The organism is Streptomyces caeni, from assembly GCF_042678285.1.
GTDB classification, from domain to species: Bacteria; Actinomycetota; Actinomycetes; order Streptomycetales; family Streptomycetaceae; genus Streptomyces; species Streptomyces caeni.
Genome location: NZ_JBHUDX010000020.1, coordinates 91382 through 114149 on the forward strand (window position 1 = coordinate 91382; position 22768 = coordinate 114149).

The window sequence follows — 22768 nt, forward strand, 5'->3', positions numbered from 1 at the left end:
CGCGATGACCTTGCTGGACCAGGCGCGGCTGCTGCTGCGGGAGTTCCCGGTCGTCGACGGGCACAACGACCTTCCCTGGGCGCTGCGCGAGCAGGTCCGCTACGACCTCGACGCCCGCGACATCGCCACCCGTCAGGACGCGCACCTGCACACCGACCTGCCGCGGCTGCGCGAGGGCGGGGTCGGCGCGCAGTTCTGGTCCGTGTACGTGCCCTGCCACCTGTCCGATCCGGTGACCGCGACGCTCGAACAGATCGACTGCGTGGGCCGGCTGATCGCACGGTACCCGGGGGACCTGCAACGCGCCCTGAGCGCCGCCGACATGGAGGCGGCGCGGGCGGGCGGGCGCATAGCCTCGCTGATGGGCGCCGAGGGCGGCCACTCCATCGCGAACTCCCTCGGCACGCTGCGGGGGCTGTTCGAACTGGGCGTGCGCTACCTGACGCTCACCCACAACGACAACGTGGCGTGGGCGGACTCGGCGACCGACGAGCCGCGGGCCGGGGGCCTGACCGCCTTCGGCCGCGAGGTCGTCCGCGAGATGAACCGCCTCGGCATGCTCGTCGACCTCTCGCACGTGGCGGCGACGACGATGCGGGACGCCCTCGACACCACGGCGGCCCCGGTGATCTTCTCCCACTCCTCCTCCCGGGCGGTGTGCGACCACCCGCGCAACATCCCCGACGACGTGCTGGAGCGCCTGCCCGCGAACGGCGGTGTGGCGATGGTGACGTTCGTGCCCAAGTTCGTGCTCCAGGCCGCGGTCGAGTGGACGGCCGAGGCGGACGAGAACATGCGCGCGCACGGCTTCCACCCCCTCGACATGACGGCCGAGGCGATGAAGGCGCACCGCGCCTTCGAGGAGCGGCATCCGCGCCCGGTCGCCACGGCCGCGACGGTCGCCGACCACCTGGACCACATGCGCGAGGTCGCGGGCGTCGACCACCTGGGCATCGGCGGCGACTACGACGGCACGGCCTTCACCCCGGACGGCCTGGGCGACGTCTCCGGCTACCCGAACCTGATCGCCGAACTCCTCGACCGAGGCTGGTCGCAGGCCGATCTGGCCAAGCTGACCTGGCAGAACGCGGTACGGGTGCTGGGCGCCGCCGAGGACGTGGCCCGTGACCTGCGGGCCCGGCGCGGCCCGTCGCACGCGACCCTGGAGCAGCTGGACGGCTGACGCGCAGGGGGCGCCGGCCGCGAGTCGGCGCCCCGACCGCGCGATCGGGTGACGTCCGGGGACCGCGACCGCCACCAGCGGCAGCCGCCGCGCGGATCCGCACGATCACCGCCACCAGCGGCAGCCGCGGCGCTGATCCGGCACGAACATGCCCTGCCAGGGGGCAGTCCCCGATTTCCCCGCGAACGGCCTCGAACGGGTCGCGCGGTCGCACCCCCGGGGCCGGCCGGCGCCCCGCGCAACTCCCGCTCGTGCGTCGCCGTCAGCACCCTCAGCCGGGCGTTCCGGGCGGAGCGCGATCGTCCGTGGTGTCAGCCGAAAGCCTTCTTGTCGCTCCAGCCGCCGCTGATGATGGTCTGGGTGGCGGAGGAGCCGGCCCAGGTGGGGGTGGCGACGTAGATGCGGACGCTGCCGTCGGAGATGAGGGCCCAGATGTCGGGGACGTGGTCGCCGTTGACGTCGGGGGTACCGGTCATCAGGGGGATGCCGGTGGGGCTCCAGCCGGTGCCGTATTCGGCGTCGGCGCCGGTGAGGGAGCCGGCGGCGGTGGCGAGTGAGGCGAGGCTGGTGCCGCCGTGGCCGTCGGAACTGCCGAGTCGGAGCAGCAGGCGGTCGGTGTTGAAGGTGCGGTAGACGAGGTCGGCCCATCCGTCGCCGTTGACGTCGCCGATGTTGACCAGGTCGCGGTTGTCCCATCCGCTGGTGAGCAGGGGGGTGGCGCTGGTGAAGGCGGCGCCGGTGTAGCCGGTGAAGGCCCACAGGGTGCTGCCGGCGGTGGCGAACATCTCGGGGCGGCCGTCGGCGGTGAGGTCACCGGTGGCGAGGATCTGCGTGAGCGTGGCGGGGTCGGGCGCGTTGTCCGGCAGCAGGATCTCGCTGCGCCGGCTGACGTCGACGCCCCCGTAGCCGTCGCCGGGGTACGCGTAGAGGCGGCCGTCGGGCATGCGGGCGATGAGGTCGGTCAGGCCGTCGCCGGTGACGAAGTCCGCGTGGTGGGTGATGAGGGCGGGGGTACCGACGGCGTCCGTCCAATAGCCGTCGGCCAGGGGCTTGTCGCCGTTGTGGGCGGCGGCCAGGGAGCGGTGGATGTCCCCGGTGCCGTCGCCGGGGTAGAGGCGAAGGTTGCCCTTGGCGTCGATGACGTACAGGTCGGGGTGGGCGTCGCCGGTGGTGTCGCCGGGAGCATCGGAGGTGTCGCGGGGGGTGACGTAGAAGACGTAGGCGGTGTAGTCGGAGATGTTGCCGGCGGAGTCCACGGCCTTGACGTACAGGATGTTCGGGCCGGCGACCTTGGGCTGGAGGCTCAGAGTGGTGCCGGCTCCCGGGGAGACGGACGTGCTGAGGTTGCAGGCCGAGGAGTTGAGCGAGTACCGGTAGGCGACGGTGTCGGTGGAGCCGTTGGCGGTGAGCGTGAAGCTGCCGGCGGCGCCGAAGGGCACGGTGCTCCAGTTCGATCCGGTGCTGTTCTCCCGGGGGTAGTCGGTCGAGGTGACGGTGGGGGAGTTGGGCTTGCTGTCGTCGTAGACGAAGCCGCAGTTGTCGCCGCCGGAGGGCGCGTAGGTGGAGGCGGCTCCGGTGGAGTCGATGGCGCGGACCCGCCACCAGTACTTCTGGCCGTTGGTGAACTGCGACGAGGTGACGGTGACGGAGGCGTGGCCGGAGGCGTCGACGGTGTGGTTGCCGTCGGTGATCTTCGTGGTGCTGTTGCCGTCCTGCCAGAGCTCGAAGTCGAGGTACTTCAGGTCGCCGTCGGGGTCGGACGCAGTGGCCGAGAAGGTGATGTCGGACTTGCCGACGGTGGAGACGCCGCTGGTGTCGCACGTGGGCCCGGGGGTCATGTCCAGGCCGGTGGGCTGCGTCGGCTTGTGGTTGTAGGTGATCTTCAGGTAGGGGGAGTTGCTGCTGCTGGCCTCGAACTTCTTCCAGGCGTAGGCGGAGGTCTCGTCGGCGGCGCGCAGTCCGAGGGTGACTTTGGTCCAGCCGTTCTCGGCGGCGTCCTGGGCGAGGGAGGTGGCGGTGAACTTCACCCAGTTGTCGGGGCAGCTGCTGCTGTAGCCGTGGGCGACGCTCTGGGAGTCGACCTGGGCCGTCCAGGAGGGCTGGTTGTTCCAGGTGGTGGAGGAGCTGATGCCGCCGGTGCGCCACAGTTGGACGCTGCGGGCGGAGCAGGACCAGGAGTAGGTCTCCTTGGCGTAGAAGTAGCCGCTGGTGACGGCTGCGCCCTTGAGCTTGCTGTCCAGGGAGAGCTGGAAGAAGGAGCGGGACAGTCCGCCGGTGGTGGATTCGTAGCCGACGCGGGCGGTGTCGGTGCCGTCGTTGAAGTTGATGCCGTTCCAGAAGCTGGAGTTCGGGTACGGCTTGTAGGCGGTGGTCCAGTTGTTGGTGTGGCCGCTCATCGACGGGTCGATGAAGACCGGGTAGACGGTGGCGTCATCGGTCAGCAGTCTGGTGCTGGGCCTGAGGGTGAGGGCGCCCTCCTGGGTGAGGGTGACGGCGGCCAGCGCGTCGTGGGTGCCGGGTTGGGGGCCGGCCAGGCCGTCGAGGGCGAGGACGGACGCGGCGTGGGAGTCGGTGGTGAAGGCGGCCGGCTGGACGTCGGGCGTTGTGGTGCTGCCGGCTGTGTAGGCGGCCGGGCTGGGGACGGCGGTGTCGTCGCTGTCGCCGGGGGTGTGGGTGGCGTGGTCGTCGATGCGGTCCTCGGGCTCCTCCGTGGGGTTCACGCTGGGGCCGGCGTCCGGGGCGGGGGAGTCGGAGGGGCGGGGCGGCTGCGGGTCGTCGCCCTGGGTGGTGGCTGGTTTGCCGGCGGAGTCCCACATGTAGGGGGTGGGGGAGACGGCGATCTCCCGTCCGGCGGAGTCCTCGGCGTGGACGGCGTGGCTGACCGGGTCGAGGGTGAAGACCAGATCGGGGGAGGTCAGGGTGTAGGAGAGCGCGGCGAGTTCGGGGTTCGCGGCGGCTTCGGCGTTCTTGACGACGAGGACGTTGGAGAAACCGGAGTCGCGGGCCGTCAGCAGCAGGTCGACGCCGGGCAGGACGTTCTCGTAGAGGGCGCGGTCGCCGCTGATGACAGGGGCGGGCAGGGTGCCGGGCCAGGTCAGGGCGATCCGGTGGCCGCCGGTGGTGAGGGTGACCAGGTCGGTGCCCGCCGGCTGCTGGGTGGCGCTGAGGGCGGCTGGGTGGGGGCGGGCCTGGGAACGGGTGGCGCGGTCGCCGCGGTCGCCGCCGGAGAAGACGACGGGGTTGTTGACGGCGGCGGGGGCCCAGTCGCCGTTCCTGGTGCGGTGCAGGCGGGTGTCGATCGCCTGCCAGGTTCCGTGCACCTTGGCGCGGAACGGCACGGCGCGGGCCTCCAGTTCGAAGCTGCCGTCGGGGCGGGCCCAGGTGGTGCTGCTCGCGTCGCGCAGCGCGGTGACCTCGACCGGCTTGCCGGAGGCGCGGGCCCTGGCGACGGCGGCGGTCTCGTCCAGTGGTTTGGGTGTGGCGGCCTTCTGCTCGGCGCGGGCCAGTGCGTCGGTGTGGTGGAGGGCGGGCAGCTGGGTCAGGCCCAGTCCGGTGGCCACGGCGGCGGCCACCAGCGCGGCGGCCGCTCGCCTGGACCGGGGCAGGCGGAGCCATTGTCTGTCCATGGAAACGTCTTCCCTCCCCGAAACCCCGGCCTCACCCCGGGAACCTTCGACGCGTCGCGCGGTGAATCCGCGACGCGCCGTGCGCCTGTGTTCATCACTCGCACCGGGAATTCCCGTGAGGACGCAGCTGCGCGACAGGATGATGCCTGATCATGCCACCGGGCGCCAGCCTTAAATGTGTTTCTGGTGGCGAGAAGGACGTGAGGGGATCGTGTAGGTGGCGTTTAGGCCTCGGAATTCCTTGGAATCTCAGGGACTCTTATGGGGTGCGGTGGTCTCCGACCATGCGAGCGATCGTGCAGGTGAAGTGAGCTTGTGGCGTCCATTTTACTCACTCTTGGCATGCGTGATCACGTGTGCGTGTTTTGTGAAGAATAGCGTTTGCGTGGATGAAACATCCGACCTGTGTTGATCTTCGACCTGCAATCGCATTTATCTGTAATTTATCTGTGGCGGGTGTCACATCTGTCGTTTTCGTGTTTGACTTCCATTGTTTTCGAGCAGAGGATTCGGCGGTATTTCCTGTCGTATTCGGGGTGGGGTACGCGGCTTTTTCGCGCGTGTTTTCCGCCGACCGCTGTGGGGGGCTGTTCGGTGTTTGGTTCGCTGTCGTGGTCCGGCCGTGGTTCGCTGCCCGGCACCGCCGCGGCGCGTCGGCGGGCACGCCGGGCGCGGCTGGGTGCCGGAGCTGCGGTCGCGGGCGCGTTGCTGGTGGCGTTGATACCGACCCCGGCGGCCGCGATGCCGCCGCCGGGCGGAGACCGCGCCGCGGTGGATCTGATCGATCTCCCCGCTGAGGAGACCGCTACCGATGCCGACACCGGCGTACTGGACGATCTGACCGGTGAGGCCACGGTGTCGCCGGTGGACTACGAGCCGGTCCACACCACCGCTCCGGCCGGCGGCACGGCGGACGTGAGCCTGTCCGCCCCGGTGGCCGGGGATCTGCAGCAGGCGGGTTCGCTGCCGGTGCTGCTGGGCGCACCGGAGGGTGCCACGCCGGAGGAGGCCGCCGCGCTGGACGGCACCTGGCAGGTGGAGGTGGCCGATCCCGCGCAGACGTCCGCGGCGGAGGTGGACGGAACGCTGCTGACGGTCACTCCGCCGACCACGGCCGGGTCGGCGTCGGTCGATGTGGCGCTGGACTACTCCGACTTCGAGCAGCTCTACAGCGCGGACTGGGCCGACCGGATGCAGTTCGTCACGTATCCGGAGTGCTTCCTCACCACGCCGCAGGACGAGGCATGCAACCAGGCCACGCCGCTGGCGACCGAGAACGACGGCACCGCCGGCCAGATCAAGGCCACCGTCGATGTGGCTGCGGCCACCGGGGCCCTTGGGGCGAGTCAGGCATCGCTGTCCGGTGACGGCGGTTCGACCACGGTACCGGCGGTCTACCACCCGGCGTCGGCGAACGGCGAGGTACTCAAGGCGCTGCTGCCGCAGACGGGCACCTCGGGCGGGTCGGTGGTGCTGGCGGCGACCGACTCCGGCTCCGGCGCGAAGGGCGACTACACCGCCACCCCCCTGGCGGCCTCGGGCACATGGAGCGCCGGAGGTTCCTCGGGGGCGTTCACCTGGTCGCAGCCGGTGGCGGTGCCGCCGGTGCCGGCCGGGCCCGCACCCAACGTCGCGTTCGGATACAGCTCGCAGGTGGTCGACGGGCGGACCTCGGCCACCAACAACCAGGCCTCGTGGATCGGGGACGGCTGGGACTACCAGCCCGGCTCGATCGAGCGTACCTACCGCACCTGCCGGGACGACACCGGCAGCGGGGCGAACAACAGCGGTCACAAGACCTCGGACCTGTGCTGGGGTTCGGACAACGCCGTGCTGTCACTGGGCGGTTCGACCACCGAACTGGTCCGTGACGACGCGACCGGTACGTGGGTGACCTCCAACGGCGACGGTTCCAGAGTCGAACGGCTCAAGGACACCGGCAAGGGCAACGGGGACGCGGACGGGGAGTACTGGCGGGTCACCACCCGGGACGGCACCCAGTACTACTTCGGCCTGAACAAGCTGCCCGGCTGGAGCAGCGGCGAGCAGACCACCGACTCGGTGCTGACCGTGCCGGTGGCCGGCAACCAGCCCGGCGAGCCCTGCTACCAGAGCGACTTCGCGTCCTCGTTCTGCGCCCAGGGCTGGCGCTGGAACCTGGACTACGTGGTGGACGTCCAGGGCAACGCCATGTCGCTGTGGTGGGGCAAGGAGTCCAACTACTACGCCGAGAACGAGAAGTACACCACCCCGGTCTCCTACGACCGCGGCGGGTACCTCAAGCGCATCGACTACGGCCAGCGGGCCGATGCGCTGTTCACCGCCGCCCCCGTCGCGCGGGTGGAGTTCGCCGTCGCCGAGCGCTGCTTCGATGAGGCCGAGACCGGCCTGACCTGCACCGACGACGCGTTCGCCTCGCGGGACTACGGCCGGTACCGGCTGTGGTACGACACCCCCGCCAACCTGTACTGCTCCGGGGAGACCGGCAAGCGTTGCCCGGTGCCCTCACCGACGTTCTGGTCCCGCAAGCGGCTGTCCTCGGTGACCACCTACGCGCAGCGCACGCAGGGCTCCACGACGCTCTCGAAGGTCGACAAGTACCTGCTGACCCAGTCCTTCCCCCGCACGCTGACCGACACCGCACCGCCGTTGTGGCTGGAGTCGGTCCAGCGCACCGGCTACGCCGTGGACGGGACCACGCAGAAGCTGAACGCGGTGGAGTTCTCCCACAACAACCTTGCCATGCCGAACCGGGTCACCACCGGGGCGTCCGACCCGCGACCGGCGTTCGACAGGCTGCGGATACGGCGGGTGGTCACCGAGTACGGCGGTGAGATCGACGTCGCCTACTCCGACCCGTGCCCGTCCATGGCGACCTCCGCGCACCCGGCTCCCGAGGACAACGGCACCCGCTGCTACCCGGTGTACTGGAGCCCGGACCCCGAGCAGGAGACCATCGACTGGTTCAACAAGTACGTCGTCACCTCCATCACGCAGAAGCCGCGCGTGGACGGTGTGCCCGACCTGGTCACCGAGTACCAGTACCCCACCGACGGGGCCGGCTGGGCGAAGAACCAGACAGAGTTCACCAAGAAGACCACCCGCACCTATGACCAGTGGCGCGGCTATGACCAGGTCACGGTCCTGACCGGGAAGAACGACCCCACCACGGGAATCGTGCGGGGCAAGAGCGTGACCCGGTACTTCCGCGGCATGGACGGAGATCCGCTGCCCGGTGGCGGCACACGGTCGGTGACGGTCAAGGACTCCACCGGCGCCGACATCGCCACGGACGAGCCCGCCTTCCAGGGCATGACCGCCGAGTCCCTCACGTACACCCAGGCAGGCGATGACGGCACCGGGGGCACGGTCGCCTCCCGTACCGTCTCCTACCCCTCGGCGCACCTGCTGGCCACCCGTGCCCGCACCGGCGTGCCCGATCTGAAGGCGTACCGTACCCAGACCGACCAGACCGTCACCGTCACCCCGTCCAGCGGCACCAACCCCGACGACACCCGCACCTCGCGCACGGTGAGGACCAGCACCCTGTTCGACGCCACCTACGGCCTGCCGTACCAGGTGGAGACCCTCGGTGACACCGGCCGCAGCGGCGACGAGACCTGCACCCTCACTTCCTACCTGCACAACACCGGCGCATGGCTGATCGGCCTGGTCGAGCAGACCAGGACCACCGCCGGCACCTGCGACCAGGCCGCCACCGCCACCGGCGACGACGTCGTCTCCGCATCCCGCACGGCCTACGACGGCCAGGCCTACGGCGCCGCCCCCACCAAGGGCCTGGCCACGGAGATCTGGGGCACCGACGGCGCGGGCACGGGCTGGATCCGCACCAGCACCACCACCTACGACTCCTACGGCCGCGTCACCACGGTCGAGGACGCCGCCGGCGACACCGGGTCGACGGCCTATGAACCCCCCTCCGGGCAGGTGTTCTCCACCACGGCCACCAACGCTCTCGGCTACACCTCGACCACCACCGTGGAACCGGGCCGCGGCACACCGGTGGCGAACACCGACGCCAACGGGCGCAAGGTCACCCAGGCCTACGACGCGCTCGGCCGGACCACGGCCGTGTGGACGGCCTCGCAGGATCCCGCCGCCGACGACCCCTACAAGACGTTCTCGTACGACACCACCGTCGGCAAGCCCGTCGCCGTCACCACCTCCACACTCCGCGACAACGGCAGCTACGCGCACGCGGTGACCGTCTACGACGGCCTCGGCCGGCCGCGCCAGTCGCAGACCGACGCGGTCGGCGGCGGCCGGATCGTCACCGACACCCTCTACAACGCGGCCGGCACGGTCCGCCGCACCAACAACGGCTACTACGCCAAGGGCGAGCCGTCCACGACCCTGTTCGAACTGGAATCGGACTTCACCGTCCCCAACGCCACCGTCACCACCTACGACGGACAGGGCCGCCCCCTGACCGTCACCCCCTACGAGGCCGGTACCGCGAAAACGGCCAAGCGGATCACCAACACGTACGACCAGGACGCCACCACCATCGTCCCGCCGATCGGCTCCCCGGCGACCCGCAGCTTCACCGACGCCCTCGGCCGCACGGTCCGCATCGACCACTTCACCGACGCGCTGCACGCCGCCCACACCTCCACCACCTACGCCTACGACCCGCGCGGCAACAGGACCTCGGCCACCGACACCGCCGGCAACACCTGGTCGTGGCAGTACGACGCCCGCGGACGCCGGATCCAGGCGGTCGACCCCGACACCGGCACCGCCACCACGGCCTACGACGACCTGGACCGGCCCGTCACCACCACCGACTCCCGCGGTGTCACCGTGTGGACCGGCCACGACGCGCTGGGCCGCACCACCGAGCAACGCCTGGACGACGACCAGGGCGCCCTGCTGACCCGGTTCACCTACGACACCATCCCGGGCGCCAAGGGGCAGCCGGTCTCAGCGACCCGCTACAACGACGGCGTCGCGATCACCACCACGGTCACCGGTTACGACGCCGAGTACCGGCCCACGGGGAAGAACATCACCATCCCCTTCAGCCTCACCACCACCGCCACCACGGGCCTGGACGGCACCTACACCTACGCCTACACCTACACCAGGACCGGGCTCCTGCAGTCGGTCACCGTCCCGGCGGCCGGCGGTCTGGCCCAGGAGAAGGTGATCACCCGCTACGACGCCGACGGCCTGCCCACCTCCACCTCGGGCCTGGACTGGTACACCACCGACACCACCTACAGCCCCTACGGCGAGGTCCTGCGCACCGTTACCGGTGAGATGCCCCACCGGGTGTGGACCACCAACCTGTTCGACGAGAACACCGGCCGGCTCGACCGCACCGTCACCGACCGCGAGACCGCCGGCCCGCACCGCGTCAACGACCGTTACTACACGTACGACAACGCGGGCGATGTCACCCAGCTCAAGGACACCGACGGCGCCGGTGCCACCGACCGGCAGTGCTTCACCTACGACGCCCTCGGCCAGCTAGAGCAGGCATGGACCTCACCCAACGAGGGGTGCACGGCCCCGAACCACACGACCCCCGCACCGGTCTACAGCGACACCTCCGGCAACGTCACGGCAGCCAACGTCACCAGCGCCAACGACGGCTACTGGCAGACCTACACCTACGACGAACTCGGCAACCGCACCCGCCTGGCCGAACACGACCCGACCGTCACCGTGACCGGCGGCCAGGTCGACACCGCCAACGACACCACCAGCACCTACACCTACGGCAACAGCACCGGCGGCCAGCCGCACACCCTGACCGGCATCACCACCGACACGGCCACCATCGACACCGCCGCCGACCTCACCTACGACCCGGCCGGCAACACCGCCACCCGCACCTACGGCGGCGACACCCAGACCCTGGACTGGACCTGGGACGGCAAGGTCAAGACCGTCTCCGGCTTCGGCAAGGCAGGCAAGGGCCAGCTCATCGGCCTGGACAGCAAGTGTCTGGACCTGCAGAGCGCGGACACCGCCGATGGCACCCCGCTGCAGATCCACACCTGCAACGGCACCAAAGCCCAGAACTTCCGTCTCGACACACAGACCGGCGCCCTGACCATCCTGGGCAAATGCGTCATGCCCACCGGCGGCGCCACCGCCGACGACACCCCCGTCACCCTGGCCGACTGCACCGGCGACACCGACCAGCAGTGGACCCTGGCCAACGGCGCCCTGAAGCACACCGCCTCCGGCAAGTGCCTCGACGTGCCCGGCTCCAACAGCGCCGACGGCACCGACCTGCAGATCCACACCTGCAACGGCAGCGCCGCCCAGCAGTGGTCCTTCTCCGACCAGACCGACTACCTCTACGACGCCGACGGCAACCGCGTCATCGCCGCCACCGCCGGCGCGCACACCCTCTACCTGCCCGACGCCGAGCTGTCCACCGACGCCACCGGTGCCGTCGCCTACTGCCAGCGCTACTACAGCCAAGCCGGCGCCCCCACCGTGATGCGCCACACCTACGGCGGTTCCACCAGCACCCTGACCGCGCTGGCCACCGACCACCACGGCACCGCCGTCGCCGGTATCGCCCTCACCACCGGCCAGACCATCCAACGCCAGCGGACCGACCCCTTCGGCGTGCCCCGCGGCACCGGTGACAGCCACTGGCAGTCCCACCGCGGCTACCTGGGCGGCACCGACGACTCCACCACCGGCCTCACCCATCTCGGCGCCCGCGAATACGACCCCGACACCGGCCACTTCATCAGCGCGGACCCGGTCCTCGACATAGCCGACCCCCTGCAGATGAACGGCTACGCCTACGCCAACAACAACCCCGTCACCCGAAGCGACCCGACGGGTCTCAAGCTGGACAACTGCGCCTACTACTCCAACTGCACGGCCAACGGCGGCACCATCGATGAAACCCACGCTGCTGGCGGCACCCACGGCTCCGGCGGCGGAGGTGGCCGGGGGCATGGAACCAGCGCGGGAGGCGCAGGGGGCTCTGGTGGATCTTCCCCCACGGTGAACGATCTGCCGTATGTCGGGCCTCGCGGAGGCGCGGTCCCGGTACAAAACGATCAGAATTTTCTGCGGGCTTATCGGCAATACTTCAACTCCGACATCAAGTGGGTTGACCCTCTTGATGATCAGGCCCGTTGGCTGGTGCAGGTGGGCGCCATGCTCAATGCCTGCGAGACGGTCGACTGCGCGCAGATCGCCTATTACCTGGGGCTGTATCACCGCGCGAATTCCGCAGCAGGAATGTACATCGGTACTGACTCTGTAGTGGGCTTTGCAGAGGTGGCTGCAGTCGGACGCGCAGTGGTCAAGGGAGTACGGGGTACGGTCAAGAGCGAAGCGGACAGGACGTTCTGCAGCTTCACCCCTGACACCAAGGTGCTGACGGGCAACGGAAAGACCAAGCCGATCGGCAAGATCAAGACCGGCGACAAGGTCGCGGCCGCGGACCCGAAAAACGGGAAACGCAAGGGTTCGCGAACAGTCGTAGCCCGTCTCGTGCACCACGACGACGACCTCGTCGACCTGACGATCCGCAGCACCGACGGCCACACCTCGACCCTCCACACCACTTCCCGGCACCCTTTCTGGGACGACACGCTCCAGACCTGGATACCCGCCGGCAGCCTCAAACCTGGCCATAACCTCAACACGGCTACCAACACCCACGCACGGGTCGTCGCTGTCAAGGATCAAACCGGCAGCGCCGACATGTACAACCTCACCGTCGACGACCTTCACACGTACTATGTCCTCGCTGGGCAGACGCCGGTTCTGGTTCATAACAGTGGAGGATGCCTTCCTGCTCTCCGGGACTGGAGTAGTCAGCGGTTCCAGTTCGGGAATCAGTCCTTCTTGCTCGATAAGAAGGGAATGGAGCATATCCTCACTCGTCATCACCCGAATTATTGGGACGGCTCGGTGAAGAAAACGCAATCCTTCTTCGATTCGAGCATGAGCGTTGATGATGTCCAAGACGCTATCGGTCAAGTCATGCGGCAGAACCGCGATACGCTGGTTCAGCGAGGTAGTCAGGGCATGTATCAGATTCGCGGGAACGTCAACGGCGTCGATTACGTACTCGGCATGAATAGAGGTCGAGTGGGCCAGTTTTATCCGGAATCTCCATAACCGAAGGGCCTGTGGCGTGGTTGAGATCGAGACGTTCCTGAAGGTTGCGGGCGATGGGTTCGTGCAGGTGGAAGCCTGCCGTACCCCGCCTCCCGACCTTGACTACATTGAAGGTGCCATTCGACTTTCCGTTGATGGACTGGAAATCATCGGTACTGAAGAGTGGGACTACGTTGACCAGCTCTGGTGTTATGTTGCCGAGATGGTGACGAAAATGCAGTCATCGGGTTACGCGGAGACATATTTCCCGGATCAACCGATCAAGCTATCTTTTCGGGCCGCAGGATCTCGCGTCTTGGTGACCGCCAAGATTGGCGAAGAAATTAAGACGGGAAATGCTTCATCTGCGGATTTCCTGAAGGCTGTCAAAGCGGCTGGGATGATTTTCTTTAGGAAGATGTCCGAGCTTGCCCCGGCTAATTCGTATGCCGAGGCGCAGCGGGAACTGTCAGTTTGACCAAGTCAGAGGCCCCGCCGGGAATTCTTGAATCCGGCGGGGCCTCTGGGGCTCTTGACGGCAGTAGTTGACGGCAACGTCAGCGGACGGCCGCGGCGCAAAGAGGTGGTTCGTCGCCGTCGTCTGGCTCGCCGGTGTTCTCGGTAGAGCTGCGGAGGGCGCGGCCGAGGAGATCGATGGCGTCGCGCTGGAGGCGGAGCCGGACGTGGGCGTAGACGGTGGCAGTGACGCCGATGTGGGCATGCCCGAGGAGTTCCTTGATCACTACGAGTTCGACGCCCTGCTCCAGGAGGAGGGTGGCCGCCGAGTGTCGAAGATCATGGAACCGGATGCGGCGGAGCCTGGCACGGTGGAGCAGGGTGTTGAAGTGCCGGGTGAGAGTGGCCCCTTCGATCGGGGCACCGTTGGGCCGGGTGAAGACGTAGCCGCTGTCCTGCCAGCCCGCGCCCGCTGCTTCGCGTTCCTGACGCTGGCGGTTGCGGTGCTGGTCGAGGGAGCGCAGGCATGGCGTCGGCAGGGCGATGCGCCGTTCTGAACTCTGGGTTTTGGTCGGGAGGGCGGTCAGGCCGCCGGAGTTGGTGCGCTGGAGGGTGCGGCGGATGCTGGCGGTTCCGCCGGCCAGGTCGAGGTCTTCCCAGCGCAGGCCGAGGAGTTCGCCCTTGCGGAGCCCGGTGCGCAGAGCGAGTTCGAACAGCGGCTGCAACCGGTGGCCGCTGGCGGCGGCCAGGAACTCGCGCGCTTCTTCGGCGGTGAGGGGTTCGATGCGGCGGGGGCGGGGTGTGCCGGTGCGGACGTTGCGGGCGACGTTGCGCGGGATCTCCTCCTCGCGCACCGCGTGCTCCAGGGCGGACTTGAGCACGGAGTGCACGTAGGCCAGGGTCAGCGGTGAGAGCCGCTTGGAGCAGCACTTCCCGGCGGCGCAGCAGCGGGGCTGGTCGCGGGCGGTGTCGAGGCCGCGCGCACAGCACTGGCAGGTGGTGCGGAGCTGGTTGAGCCAGGTGCGGACGTCCTTGGCGGTGAGTCTGGCGAGCTTCTTCCGTCCGAGGCCGGGGATGAGGTAGCGGTTGACGCAGGTGGTGTAGCGGGTGTGGGTGTTCTCGCGGAGGTGGTGAACGGCGACGTTCTCCAGCCAGTACGTCAGATACGCGCCGAGGCTGCCCTGCGCGGAGGGCATGGGGAGGCCGCGGTTGCTGGCGGCGATCTTCTCCGTGAGCTTGGCCAGGGCTTCCTTGCGGGTGGTGCCGTAGACGCGGACGCGCTTGCGGGTGTTGCCGGGGGCGAGGACGTATCCGGCGGCTTCCCAGCGGCCGTCTCTTCGCTGGTAGACGGTTCCGTCGCCGTTGGCGCGGCTGCGGCGGGAGGCGGAGGTGTCGCGGGGCGTGGTCATCAGGCGGCGGCTTCCTGGTCGAGGCGGGTGCGGATGAAGTCGGTGAGGGCGTGGGTGGGGATGCGGCGGGCGCGGCCGAGGGTGATGGAGGCGAGCTGGCGGGTGCGGAGCAGGTCGTAGACGGCGGAGCGGCCGAGCTGGAGGCGGTTCATGACCTGGGGCACTGTCAGCAGTTCCTGCGGTGCCATCGACTCCTCGCCGTGAGCGGTCATGAGCAGCCCCCTTCCGCGATGAACTGCCGTTCCAGTTCTCTGCGGTGCCAGACGGCGGCGGCGAGGAGTGCGGCGCCGGGGCTGTAGCCGGTGCCGAGGTACGCCCAGTGCCCGACGACGAGGGTGGTGTCCGAGTCGGGCTCGGACAGGCCGACGTGGACGCGGGCCTGTTCGGTGCGCCAGGTGCGGCGGGCTTCGCGCAGCGCGCCGAGGGTGGTCGAGTAGGAGCGGGATTTGGTGGAGAAGTGACCCCGAAAGCCGAGCATGTGCGCCCACTTCCAGAGCTTGAGATCGGCGAACTCGAGCAGCTTGCCCAGCTCCCAGCAAGTGCGGATCATCTGTCGCACGTGGGGTGCGACGGCGAGGCGCGGCAGCGGCCGGGACTGTCCGGTTCCGTCGCAGGCGGTGCACGGGAGGGTGGTTCCGTGGGGCAGGAGGGTGGCGCCGCGTCCCTGGCAGGGGCGGCAGAACAGGGCGCGGTCGAGGGTGCCGGAGGCGTCTGCGGACTTGGTGGCGTACTTCGCCACGTAGGCAGCCACGGCCTGGTCGGTGAGTTCGGCGTCGGTGCCGAAGGCGGCGATCTCACGTACGTCGAGCTGTTCGCCCCAGGTGAGTTCGCGTTCCCCGACCGCGTCCGAGGTGACGGAGATGCGGGCGCGTGGTGCGGCGGCGCGGATGGCGTCGGTGAGCACTGCGACGGTGGCGTACGTGGGCGGGGGCTGGGTGCTGCCGTCGGGGCCGTCGAGGCGGATCACGGCGTGGAAGTGGACCAGGCCACGCTTCTGGTACTCGGCAACCTTGGCGAAGGACACCCGCAGAACCGTGCGGGCGGCCTTCTGGGTGAGGCCGAGCCGGACGGCGAGCTCGCGGCGCAGGTAAGTGGTGAAGCGGGCCCACAAGGTTCCGGCGTGGGCGTTGAAGAGGACTGCACCCGCGTAGTCGTACGTCGCCGGATTGAGCGGTGTGCCGAGCAGCGGGTCTGTGGGCTCGTGGCGGATTCCGCAGCGGCAGGGCCGGGCGTCGGGGCGGTTGTGGACGGGGCCGAAGGAGGGGGCGGTGAGGGTAGCGAAGACGCGGGGGTGGGTGCGGACGGTGTCGGGGACGGTCTTGCCGCCGGAGAGGCCGGCGCGGATGAGGTGGTAGGTGTCGGCGGCGTAGAGGCGGGAGCAGGCCGGGCAGCGTGAGGCACGGCGGTTACCGCACGAGGTCAGCAGGCTGCCGGTGGGCTCCTCGGAGGCGGTGTAGGAGCGCAGCACCTCACCGGTCATGGTGTCGACGGTGGCGGTCTGGCCATACAGGCGGATGGGTTCGGTGCAGCCGCCGAGGTGTTCGATCTGCTGCTGTGCGCGGTCGAAGTCGGGGTGGTTGACGAGGTGGAGCAGGTCCCGCACGGCGGGGCTTGCCACGTGGCGCAGGTCCAGGGTGACCATTCGGGGCGTGTCCCTTCTGTCGGGTGGGTGGCCCCGAGCAGCAACCAGTCAGGCAGGAAGGCGTGTTGGTGCTACTCGGGGCATGACGAACCGGGCCCATGGGCGGGCGTGGTGCGGCGAGGGGAATTCGGGCGGCGAGGGCCGGGACTCAGAGCTGAGCGAGCGCTGCGGTGGCCACCGGAAGGGCGACGCCCATGCGTGTGCCCAGGTGAGCGGCGGTGATCGGGGTTCCGTGCTCTGTGCGGTGGGTGTCCGCGATGCGCCGGGCCGCGTCCAGCAGGGCGGCCGGCAGGGTCGGGCCAGCGGCGGGCTGGGCCACTTTGGCGACAGCGGCGGCCGGCGCCGGAGCGATCTGCGGCTCCTCGGCGGGGGAGGTGGCGACGACCGGGGCGGGCGTCGGGGGCTCGGATGCGGGTGCTTCGTCGGGAACTGGTTCAGATACGGGGGCGGTGGCCTCCACTTGCGGGACAGCGCGGGTGAGGGTGTGGAACTGGGCGAGGAAGGCGGGGCCGACGTGGCCCCAGCCGAGCAGCAGGAGCGGGGCGACGGTGTCCAGGCAGGCGCGGCCGTAGCGTCCGGTCAGCAGGGGTTCGGCGGTGTTCAGGGCGAGGGTGAGCAGTCCGCACAGGTGCAGTAGCCGGGTGCCGGCCCGCAACTCCGCCTTGGACACACCGCGCAGGGCCAGGAACCGCAGGGCGACCAGGAGTCCGACGACGGACAGGTCCACCATGGGGGCGATCAGCGGCGCGATCGTGTGCGGAACACCGAGGCGCAAGGCGAGTGCCCAGACGTTGCCGAAGGAGAAGACGAAGGCCAGGGCCGCGATGACCGCCATGACCACGGTCACGGTGCGCCGGGTGAACCGTTCCTCCGCCATGATCTCAACCTCCTCTCGGGTACAGGATGTTCGGGACTACTTGGTGAGCGGAACAGGGGTGTCGTCGGGTGCCGTACGGCCAGCGGTGTCGAGGAGGGCGTCCAGGAGGAAGGCGGGATCGGCGGTCAGGTGCGAGGTGGCTTCGGCGATGCGGGCGGCGTCGGCTTCGGAGACGTAGGGGGTGCGGATACGGGTGTAACCGGGGCGGCCCTGCATCGCCATCACCGCGACGCCGACGTAGGCGGGGTCCTGCAAGGTGACCGGGCTGGCGTCGGGCCAGTTGCGGATGTCGTCACCGAGTGCGGCCACCGCGGCTTCCACGGTCTTCTGCGCGAAGGACAGCCCGATCGGGCACACGTCGCGGATGAAGGTCGGAATCGCATCGCCGGTGGTCTTTTGGCTGATCAGGATCACCAGGATCCCGACACTGCGGCCCTTCTTGACCAGGTCTTCCACCAGCCGGGCGTTCTCCGCCGTCAGCGCGGCCAGACGTTTCGTCTCGGCGTCGCTGCCCTTGTACTCGCGGAAGAACGTGTGTGCCTCGTCGATGATCAGGACCGCGAGCGGCCACTGCGGCGAGGGGCCGACGTGCCACATGTTCTTCACGCCCAGCACGTCACGGATGGTCGAGGAGCGTCGCTTGCGCAGCTCCACCAGGCGCTTGAATAGTGCGTTCGCTTCGTCGAGGTCGTCACCGCAGAACGCGAACATCCGCTTGACGAGGTCGGCGTAATCGCCCTCCGAAGCCTGCGACACCTTTCCGTCCGCCGTCGCGATCTGCACGGCCACCGACGGCGCGAAGTCGCAGACGAACTTGTTGACCGCCGAGGTCTTGCCTGCACCAGGAGTGCCGGCCACCGTCACGCCCGGCACGTTGGCCAGGGACACGCACACTTGGGCGGCGTACTCGTCCACGCCCAGCTCCCAGCGCGTTACGTCCGCGAGCGGGCGGCCGGTGGGCCGGTGCTCGGTCGGCGTGGTCAACGGGTCGGAGCGCACGCCCCGGATCACCACCCGGCCAGGCCCGTCCGGCAGCACGGACACCCGCGTGCAGCGCCAGGCGTCGGCCAGGAACCGCGCCGACTTCTGGTACTCCTCCAGCCCGACCTGCGGCAGCGTGCGCGCCCGGACGATCACGCCGAACCGGTCCGCCTTCAGCTTGATCCGGGGAGTCAGCACGCGCGGCGGCGGCGTGCTGCCCTTCTGCGCGGTGATCTGCGCGAGCAGGCCCGGCGTCTTGTCGGTGACCGTCAGCCCGGCCATCCGAGCGAGCCGCACCCAGCCCCAGCGCACCCGCACGGCCTGCCGCATGCTGACCCGCGTGCCCCGGTCGGCCCGCACATAGCGCACCACCGTCACCAGCAGCCACACACCGACCAGCACGACCACGACCAGCAGTGCATCCGGCGCGTATTCCGGCACTGCTTCCATGTCAGGCCCCCTCTTCGCGTATCCGGCGGAGCACATGGGCAAGGTCGAGGCGGGCCGCGTGCTCCGGGCTCAGGCCGAGCAGATCGAGCACCGAGGCCGAGGCGGCGAACGTGGCCTTGCCCTCGGTCCCCGGCAGGGGCCGGAGCGGGTACAACTCCCGCTCCGGCACGGAGTTTTCGAAGCGGATCACTGGGCGGCCTCCACCGTCGCCAGCTCCAGGCGGGCGGCCCGGTAGGCGACGCCGTCGGAGAGCTGCCCGTTGAAGATCCGCGCCCACGGGGTCGCGAACAGGTCCACCGGCCGCACCATCGCCCCGGGCTTGAGCCCGGCGGCCAGCCCGGTCTCCGGGACGGTGATCTTCAGGACCTCGGCCCGGCCGTCCTCCATGAGCATCACGGTCACGGTGTACAGCGACGCGCCGGTCTCCCGGTCGGTGGCGACCTCCCCGGTCTGCTGGTCCTTGATCTTCAGCACCGGCTCGGTGCCCGCGATGCACACCGCCGACGGCAGCAGAGCAACCCTGATTCGAGACATGGCCATGCCATCACACCCCTTGTTCGGTGGAGCCGCTTGATCGGCTCACGAGGAGCATAAAGAGATGATCGCTCATCTTGCAAGGTCGGTTAGGTTGTTAACTCGCTCAGGTCGGTAGGTGGTCAGGTGGGGAACCCGTAGATGTGCCTGTAGCGCTACGGCTGGCTGGCGATACCGTGGGGGCTATGACCCTGCCCTTGGACGAGGACTCCCGGCCGCCGTATCTCCAGGCCGCCGAGGCTCTGCGGGACGCGATCCTGAATGGCGAGTTCCGCCCCGGCGAGCGCCTGCCCTCGGCCAACGTGCTGCGCGATCGGTTCGGCGTCTCCAGCTCCACCGTCCAGAACGCCCTGCGCGTGCTTAAGCAGGAAGGCTTGGTCTACTCCCAGCTAGGCCGGGGCAGCTACGTCAGCACCTCCGCTGGCGGGAGCGCCGAGCAGGCCGACCGCGATCACGACGATGCCGACACCGAAGGGCCGGACTGGCCAGTCGACGTCATCCGCAACGAAGACGCCCGACCGCCATACGCTCAGGTCGCCGACATCCTCCGTCGAGAGATCATGGAAGGCACCTACCCTCCGGGCTCCCAGCTCCCTCCCGCCCGGGAGATCCAAGAGCGGTTCAAAGTCGCCAACTCCACCGCACAGAACGCCTATCGAAGCCTCAAGCAAGCGGGGCTTGTGTACGCGGTCAAGGGGCGCGGCGTCTTCGTACGCCAGGAACCGGAGCCGGGCAAGTACCACGGCTCCATCACGAACTACCTGCTGCGAGAGCAGATCGACCGCGAGGCGCGCGCAGCCGCCACCGAGTTCGCTGACCTCAGCGATGACGAGCTTCTGGAACGAGAAGCCGAGCTGGACCAGCGATGGGCCACCGTCCGGGAGGAGCACCAGCGGCTCTTCAACGAGCGCCGGAAGGTCAAACGGGAGAAGAGCCGCCGCGGCCTGTTCCTGCCGCCCCTCCATGACGACGACGCCGAACCGGACGTGTCGCCGAGCGAAAAGCTGAAGGCCGCACTGGCCGAATCGAAGAAGCGCCGACAGCAGCGCCCCTGATCTCAACCCGGCAGCTTGACCAGCGGATTGTCGGGTCCCACGTGATGCCTGACGGTTTGGTCCCAGGTGATGGTTGACGTTGGGCCTAGACAACATGGGAAGCCCTTTGGGGCTTGTTGGCTTTCACGTTACGGACCGGGACGTCGGTCGTGCGGCGGATGACCCGGATCTGGCCGTCCAGATCGACGGTGATCGTCGTGTCCGAGACGTACACGGCTACGGTCTGGCCTGCGTAGGGGCGGCCGAGGGAGACGACCTGGCGGCAGACCATGACCGTGCCCACCGTGCTGACCCGCCGCTGCACCCGAACCGGCTCGACACGGGGCCGTGGTGGCGGTCCGGCCGGACGCAGACCCCGCAGCCCGCGGACTTCCTCGCTGGTCAGCGGGTTGGGCCGCACTCGCAGCAGTTCCCGTGAGGACACATCGAAGAACGACAGAGTCTCGTCGTCGATGCGGATGCCCACCTGGCGGCCGCCGAGGATCTCCGCGGCCAGGACCTGGTGCCCGCCCAGGCCCACCAGGCCGCTGTTGTTCACCACCCGGTCCACCTCGAACACCGCCCCGTCACTGTCACCGGTGGGAAGCGGTGGTGGCCCGGCCGCACGACCGCCCCGGGCCGCCAGCCGACCCAGATCCGCCACCGACAGATGCGACCGCACCGTCTTGATCCTCGTCCCGGCGATCAGCAGATGGATCACCGACGTGTCCGCCCAGAACGTCACCGTCAGCCCCGACCGGGACGGACCCAGCCAGAACTGCTTGCCCGCCACCTGCAGATTCCCACTCGCCGGCACCACCCGCTCGAACTCCACCGGGCCACCCGGCTCCGCCGCCACCAGCTCGGGCAGGCCGTCCGGCACCGGCGGCACATCGACCGAATCCGGCTCCCCGGGAGGTGTCCCCTGCGGCGGCACCACCGCGAGCATTCCCGGCACCCTCAGGCCCAGCATGTCCCGCTCCTGCTCGGGCACCGGGGTGAACCGGTCGGCGGGAGACTGCATGCCCAGCGCCTGATGCGGACGCACGGAGTTGTATTCATCCACCCACGCATCCAGCGCCGCCTGGGCATCCTCGATGCTCTCGAAGGCGCCGCAGTCGTCGAGGAGTTCACGCCGCAGCGTCTGGTGGAACCGCTCGACCTTGCCCGTCGTGGTCGGGGAAGCAGGCTGGGTGAGCCGGTGGGCGATCCCGTTCTCCCGGCAGATCCGGTCGAACAGCACCTCGCCTCCATGCCCGAACCGGTCGGTGAACTGCTTGCCGTTGTCGGTCAGCACCTCCTCCGGCACCCCGAACCTCTGCAAGGCCCGGGCGAACGCCGAGCAGACCGCCCGCCCGGTCGCCCGCTCGACCACCGACGCGATCACGCAGTACCGGGAATGGTCGTCCACCCCCGTCACGACCTTGGCTTCGGTCAGCTCCCCGGTCACCGGGTCGACGAGCATCACGCCGCCGACGATGTCCAACTGCCACAACTGCATCGGACGGTCCCGCTGCCAGCGCTTGTAATCCGACCGCTTCCGGCGCCGAACCCCCGGCTCGACCAGCCCATGGCGGACCAGGATCCGATAGACGGTCATCCGCGACGGCACCGGCGTTACGGTCCCCGACCGCCCGAGCACGAACGCGATCCGCCGCGGACCCCACCTCGGGTGCTTACGCCGCAGCTCACACACCGCCGCTTCGACCTCGGCAGCAACCTGATGCGGACACGACGCCGGCCTACGCGACCGGTCCGCCAGCCCAGCCAGACCCGAGACGTCATAGCGGGACTTCCACCCGCTCACCGTCTGCCTGGACACCCCGAGCGACGCGGCGACCTCCGTCACCGTCGCACCCCCCAGCACCGCAAGCACAGCCCGGTATCTCTGCTCGACAACCGACAACTCCACCAGCGCCAATCCCGGCCTCCCCACACACGCCTCAACGACGCGCACAGAAAAGCCGAACACGGCCACTGTCAACCATCAGCTGGGACCGAACTGTCAAGCATCTACCGGGACCGGACACTTGACCAGCGGATGAGCTGTTCAGAGTTTCTTTACTTGATCAAGAAGGGCGTCCCGCTTGCGCGGGCCGCCGCGCGCCGGCGGCCGGTGACCGCTGCCCGCTCCTGTCTGCCGCCCCGCTGGCAACGCCCACCGGCCACTCGGCGCGCAGCAGGCAAGCGAGCCGACCCCGATCCCGGAAGTAACCGCATCGGCCTGTAGCGGCGCCGCAGGCTGACTCCGCCGAACGCCGCACGGCACCTCGTCAGGCCGCGGCAGCCGAAAGCCGCGCGTCGTCGGCGTGCGGTCACAGGCGAGGGCACAGATCGAGCAGCCCAGCCCGCTGCCGAGTGGCCAGGCCGGAGCGGGGCGGATGCCGTGACGGAAGGAAGAGGCGTGGCTGAGGCCGGTGCGGGGTTGCTGGAGACTCACGTGGCGGGTGATCTCTCGGCGCACCCGCCG

Annotated in this window: 13 protein-coding genes; 4 read left to right on the top strand and 9 right to left on the bottom strand. The window is 69.2% G+C overall.

The window, feature by feature from the left end:
- The first annotated feature begins 4 nt into the window (after nucleotides 1-4).
- Nucleotides 5-1183 (top strand): dipeptidase, encoded by a 1179-nt coding sequence (locus ACFSL4_RS08290; RefSeq protein ID WP_381080106.1) that lies wholly within the window; start codon nucleotides 5-7, stop codon nucleotides 1181-1183.
- Between the two features lie 311 nt (nucleotides 1184-1494).
- On the opposite strand, the gene ACFSL4_RS08295 is transcribed toward ACFSL4_RS08290, so the two are convergent.
- Complete coding sequence (locus ACFSL4_RS08295; RefSeq protein WP_381080107.1) at nucleotides 1495-4809, bottom strand: FG-GAP-like repeat-containing protein; 3315 nt, start codon at nucleotides 4807-4809, stop codon at nucleotides 1495-1497.
- Between the two features lie 711 nt (nucleotides 4810-5520).
- On the opposite strand from ACFSL4_RS08295, the gene ACFSL4_RS08300 reads away from it, so the two are divergent.
- Complete coding sequence (locus tag ACFSL4_RS08300) at nucleotides 5521-12936, top strand: ricin-type beta-trefoil lectin domain protein (protein WP_381080109.1); 7416 nt, start codon at nucleotides 5521-5523, stop codon at nucleotides 12934-12936.
- A 16-nt stretch (nucleotides 12937-12952) separates the two neighbouring features.
- Nucleotides 12953-13393, top strand: a complete 441-nt coding sequence (locus ACFSL4_RS08305) for a hypothetical protein (RefSeq protein ID WP_381080111.1) — start codon at nucleotides 12953-12955, stop codon at nucleotides 13391-13393.
- A gap of 79 nt (nucleotides 13394-13472) precedes the next feature.
- On the opposite strand, the gene ACFSL4_RS08310 is transcribed toward ACFSL4_RS08305, so the two are convergent.
- The 7 genes from ACFSL4_RS08310 to ACFSL4_RS08340 form a co-directional block, all read right to left on the bottom strand.
- Nucleotides 13473-14780, bottom strand: a complete 1308-nt coding sequence (locus ACFSL4_RS08310; RefSeq protein WP_381080113.1) for a tyrosine-type recombinase/integrase — start codon at nucleotides 14778-14780, stop codon at nucleotides 13473-13475.
- Nucleotides 14780-14992 (bottom strand): helix-turn-helix domain-containing protein, encoded by a 213-nt coding sequence (locus ACFSL4_RS08315; RefSeq protein ID WP_381080115.1) that lies wholly within the window; start codon nucleotides 14990-14992, stop codon nucleotides 14780-14782. Before ACFSL4_RS08315 ends, ACFSL4_RS08310 begins: the two co-directional genes overlap by 1 nt.
- A complete protein-coding gene (locus tag ACFSL4_RS08320) occupies nucleotides 14989-16422 on the bottom strand; it encodes a replication initiator (RefSeq protein WP_381080116.1) in 1434 nt (477 codons plus the stop codon). The genes ACFSL4_RS08315 and ACFSL4_RS08320 overlap by 4 nt, the downstream gene beginning before the upstream one ends.
- A gap of 148 nt (nucleotides 16423-16570) precedes the next feature.
- Entirely contained in the window at nucleotides 16571-17299 is a 729-nt protein-coding gene (locus ACFSL4_RS08325; protein ID WP_381080118.1) for a DUF2637 domain-containing protein, read from the bottom strand.
- A gap of 36 nt (nucleotides 17300-17335) precedes the next feature.
- Complete coding sequence (locus ACFSL4_RS08330) at nucleotides 17336-18730, bottom strand: cell division protein FtsK (protein ID WP_381080120.1); 1395 nt, start codon at nucleotides 18728-18730, stop codon at nucleotides 17336-17338.
- A 1-nt stretch (nucleotide 18731) separates the two neighbouring features.
- Complete coding sequence (locus ACFSL4_RS08335) at nucleotides 18732-18920, bottom strand: hypothetical protein (RefSeq protein WP_381080122.1); 189 nt, start codon at nucleotides 18918-18920, stop codon at nucleotides 18732-18734.
- Nucleotides 18917-19270, bottom strand: a complete 354-nt coding sequence (locus ACFSL4_RS08340; RefSeq protein WP_381080124.1) for an SCO3933 family regulatory protein — start codon at nucleotides 19268-19270, stop codon at nucleotides 18917-18919. The genes ACFSL4_RS08335 and ACFSL4_RS08340 overlap by 4 nt, the downstream gene beginning before the upstream one ends.
- A 179-nt stretch (nucleotides 19271-19449) precedes the next feature.
- Here ACFSL4_RS08340 and ACFSL4_RS08345 point away from each other — a divergent pair, with 179 nt between their 5' ends.
- On the top strand, nucleotides 19450-20319 hold the full coding sequence (locus tag ACFSL4_RS08345; protein ID WP_381080126.1) for a GntR family transcriptional regulator: 870 nt from the start codon (nucleotides 19450-19452) through the stop codon (nucleotides 20317-20319).
- Between the two features lie 85 nt (nucleotides 20320-20404).
- On the opposite strand, the gene ACFSL4_RS08350 is transcribed toward ACFSL4_RS08345, so the two are convergent.
- Entirely contained in the window at nucleotides 20405-22204 is a 1800-nt protein-coding gene (locus ACFSL4_RS08350) for an IS481 family transposase (RefSeq protein WP_417820366.1), read from the bottom strand.
- Nucleotides 22205-22768 lie beyond the last annotated feature (564 nt).

What these genes read in the sequence shown, in the direction of transcription:
- ACFSL4_RS08290 (WP_381080106.1), top strand. Translation starts at nt 5, where the DNA reads ATGACCTTGCTGGACCAGGCGCGGCTGCTGCTGCGGGAGTTCCCGGTC.
- ACFSL4_RS08295 (WP_381080107.1), bottom strand. Translation starts at nt 4,809, where the DNA reads ATGGACAGACAATGGCTCCGCCTGCCCCGGTCCAGGCGAGCGGCCGCC.
- ACFSL4_RS08310 (WP_381080113.1), bottom strand. Translation starts at nt 14,780, where the DNA reads ATGACCACGCCCCGCGACACCTCCGCCTCCCGCCGCAGCCGCGCCAAC.
- ACFSL4_RS08315 (WP_381080115.1), bottom strand. Translation starts at nt 14,992, where the DNA reads ATGACCGCTCACGGCGAGGAGTCGATGGCACCGCAGGAACTGCTGACA.
- ACFSL4_RS08320 (WP_381080116.1), bottom strand. Translation starts at nt 16,422, where the DNA reads ATGGTCACCCTGGACCTGCGCCACGTGGCAAGCCCCGCCGTGCGGGAC.
- ACFSL4_RS08325 (WP_381080118.1), bottom strand. Translation starts at nt 17,299, where the DNA reads ATGGCGGAGGAACGGTTCACCCGGCGCACCGTGACCGTGGTCATGGCG.
- ACFSL4_RS08330 (WP_381080120.1), bottom strand. Translation starts at nt 18,730, where the DNA reads ATGGAAGCAGTGCCGGAATACGCGCCGGATGCACTGCTGGTCGTGGTC.
- ACFSL4_RS08340 (WP_381080124.1), bottom strand. Translation starts at nt 19,270, where the DNA reads ATGGCCATGTCTCGAATCAGGGTTGCTCTGCTGCCGTCGGCGGTGTGC.
- ACFSL4_RS08345 (WP_381080126.1), top strand. Translation starts at nt 19,450, where the DNA reads ATGACCCTGCCCTTGGACGAGGACTCCCGGCCGCCGTATCTCCAGGCC.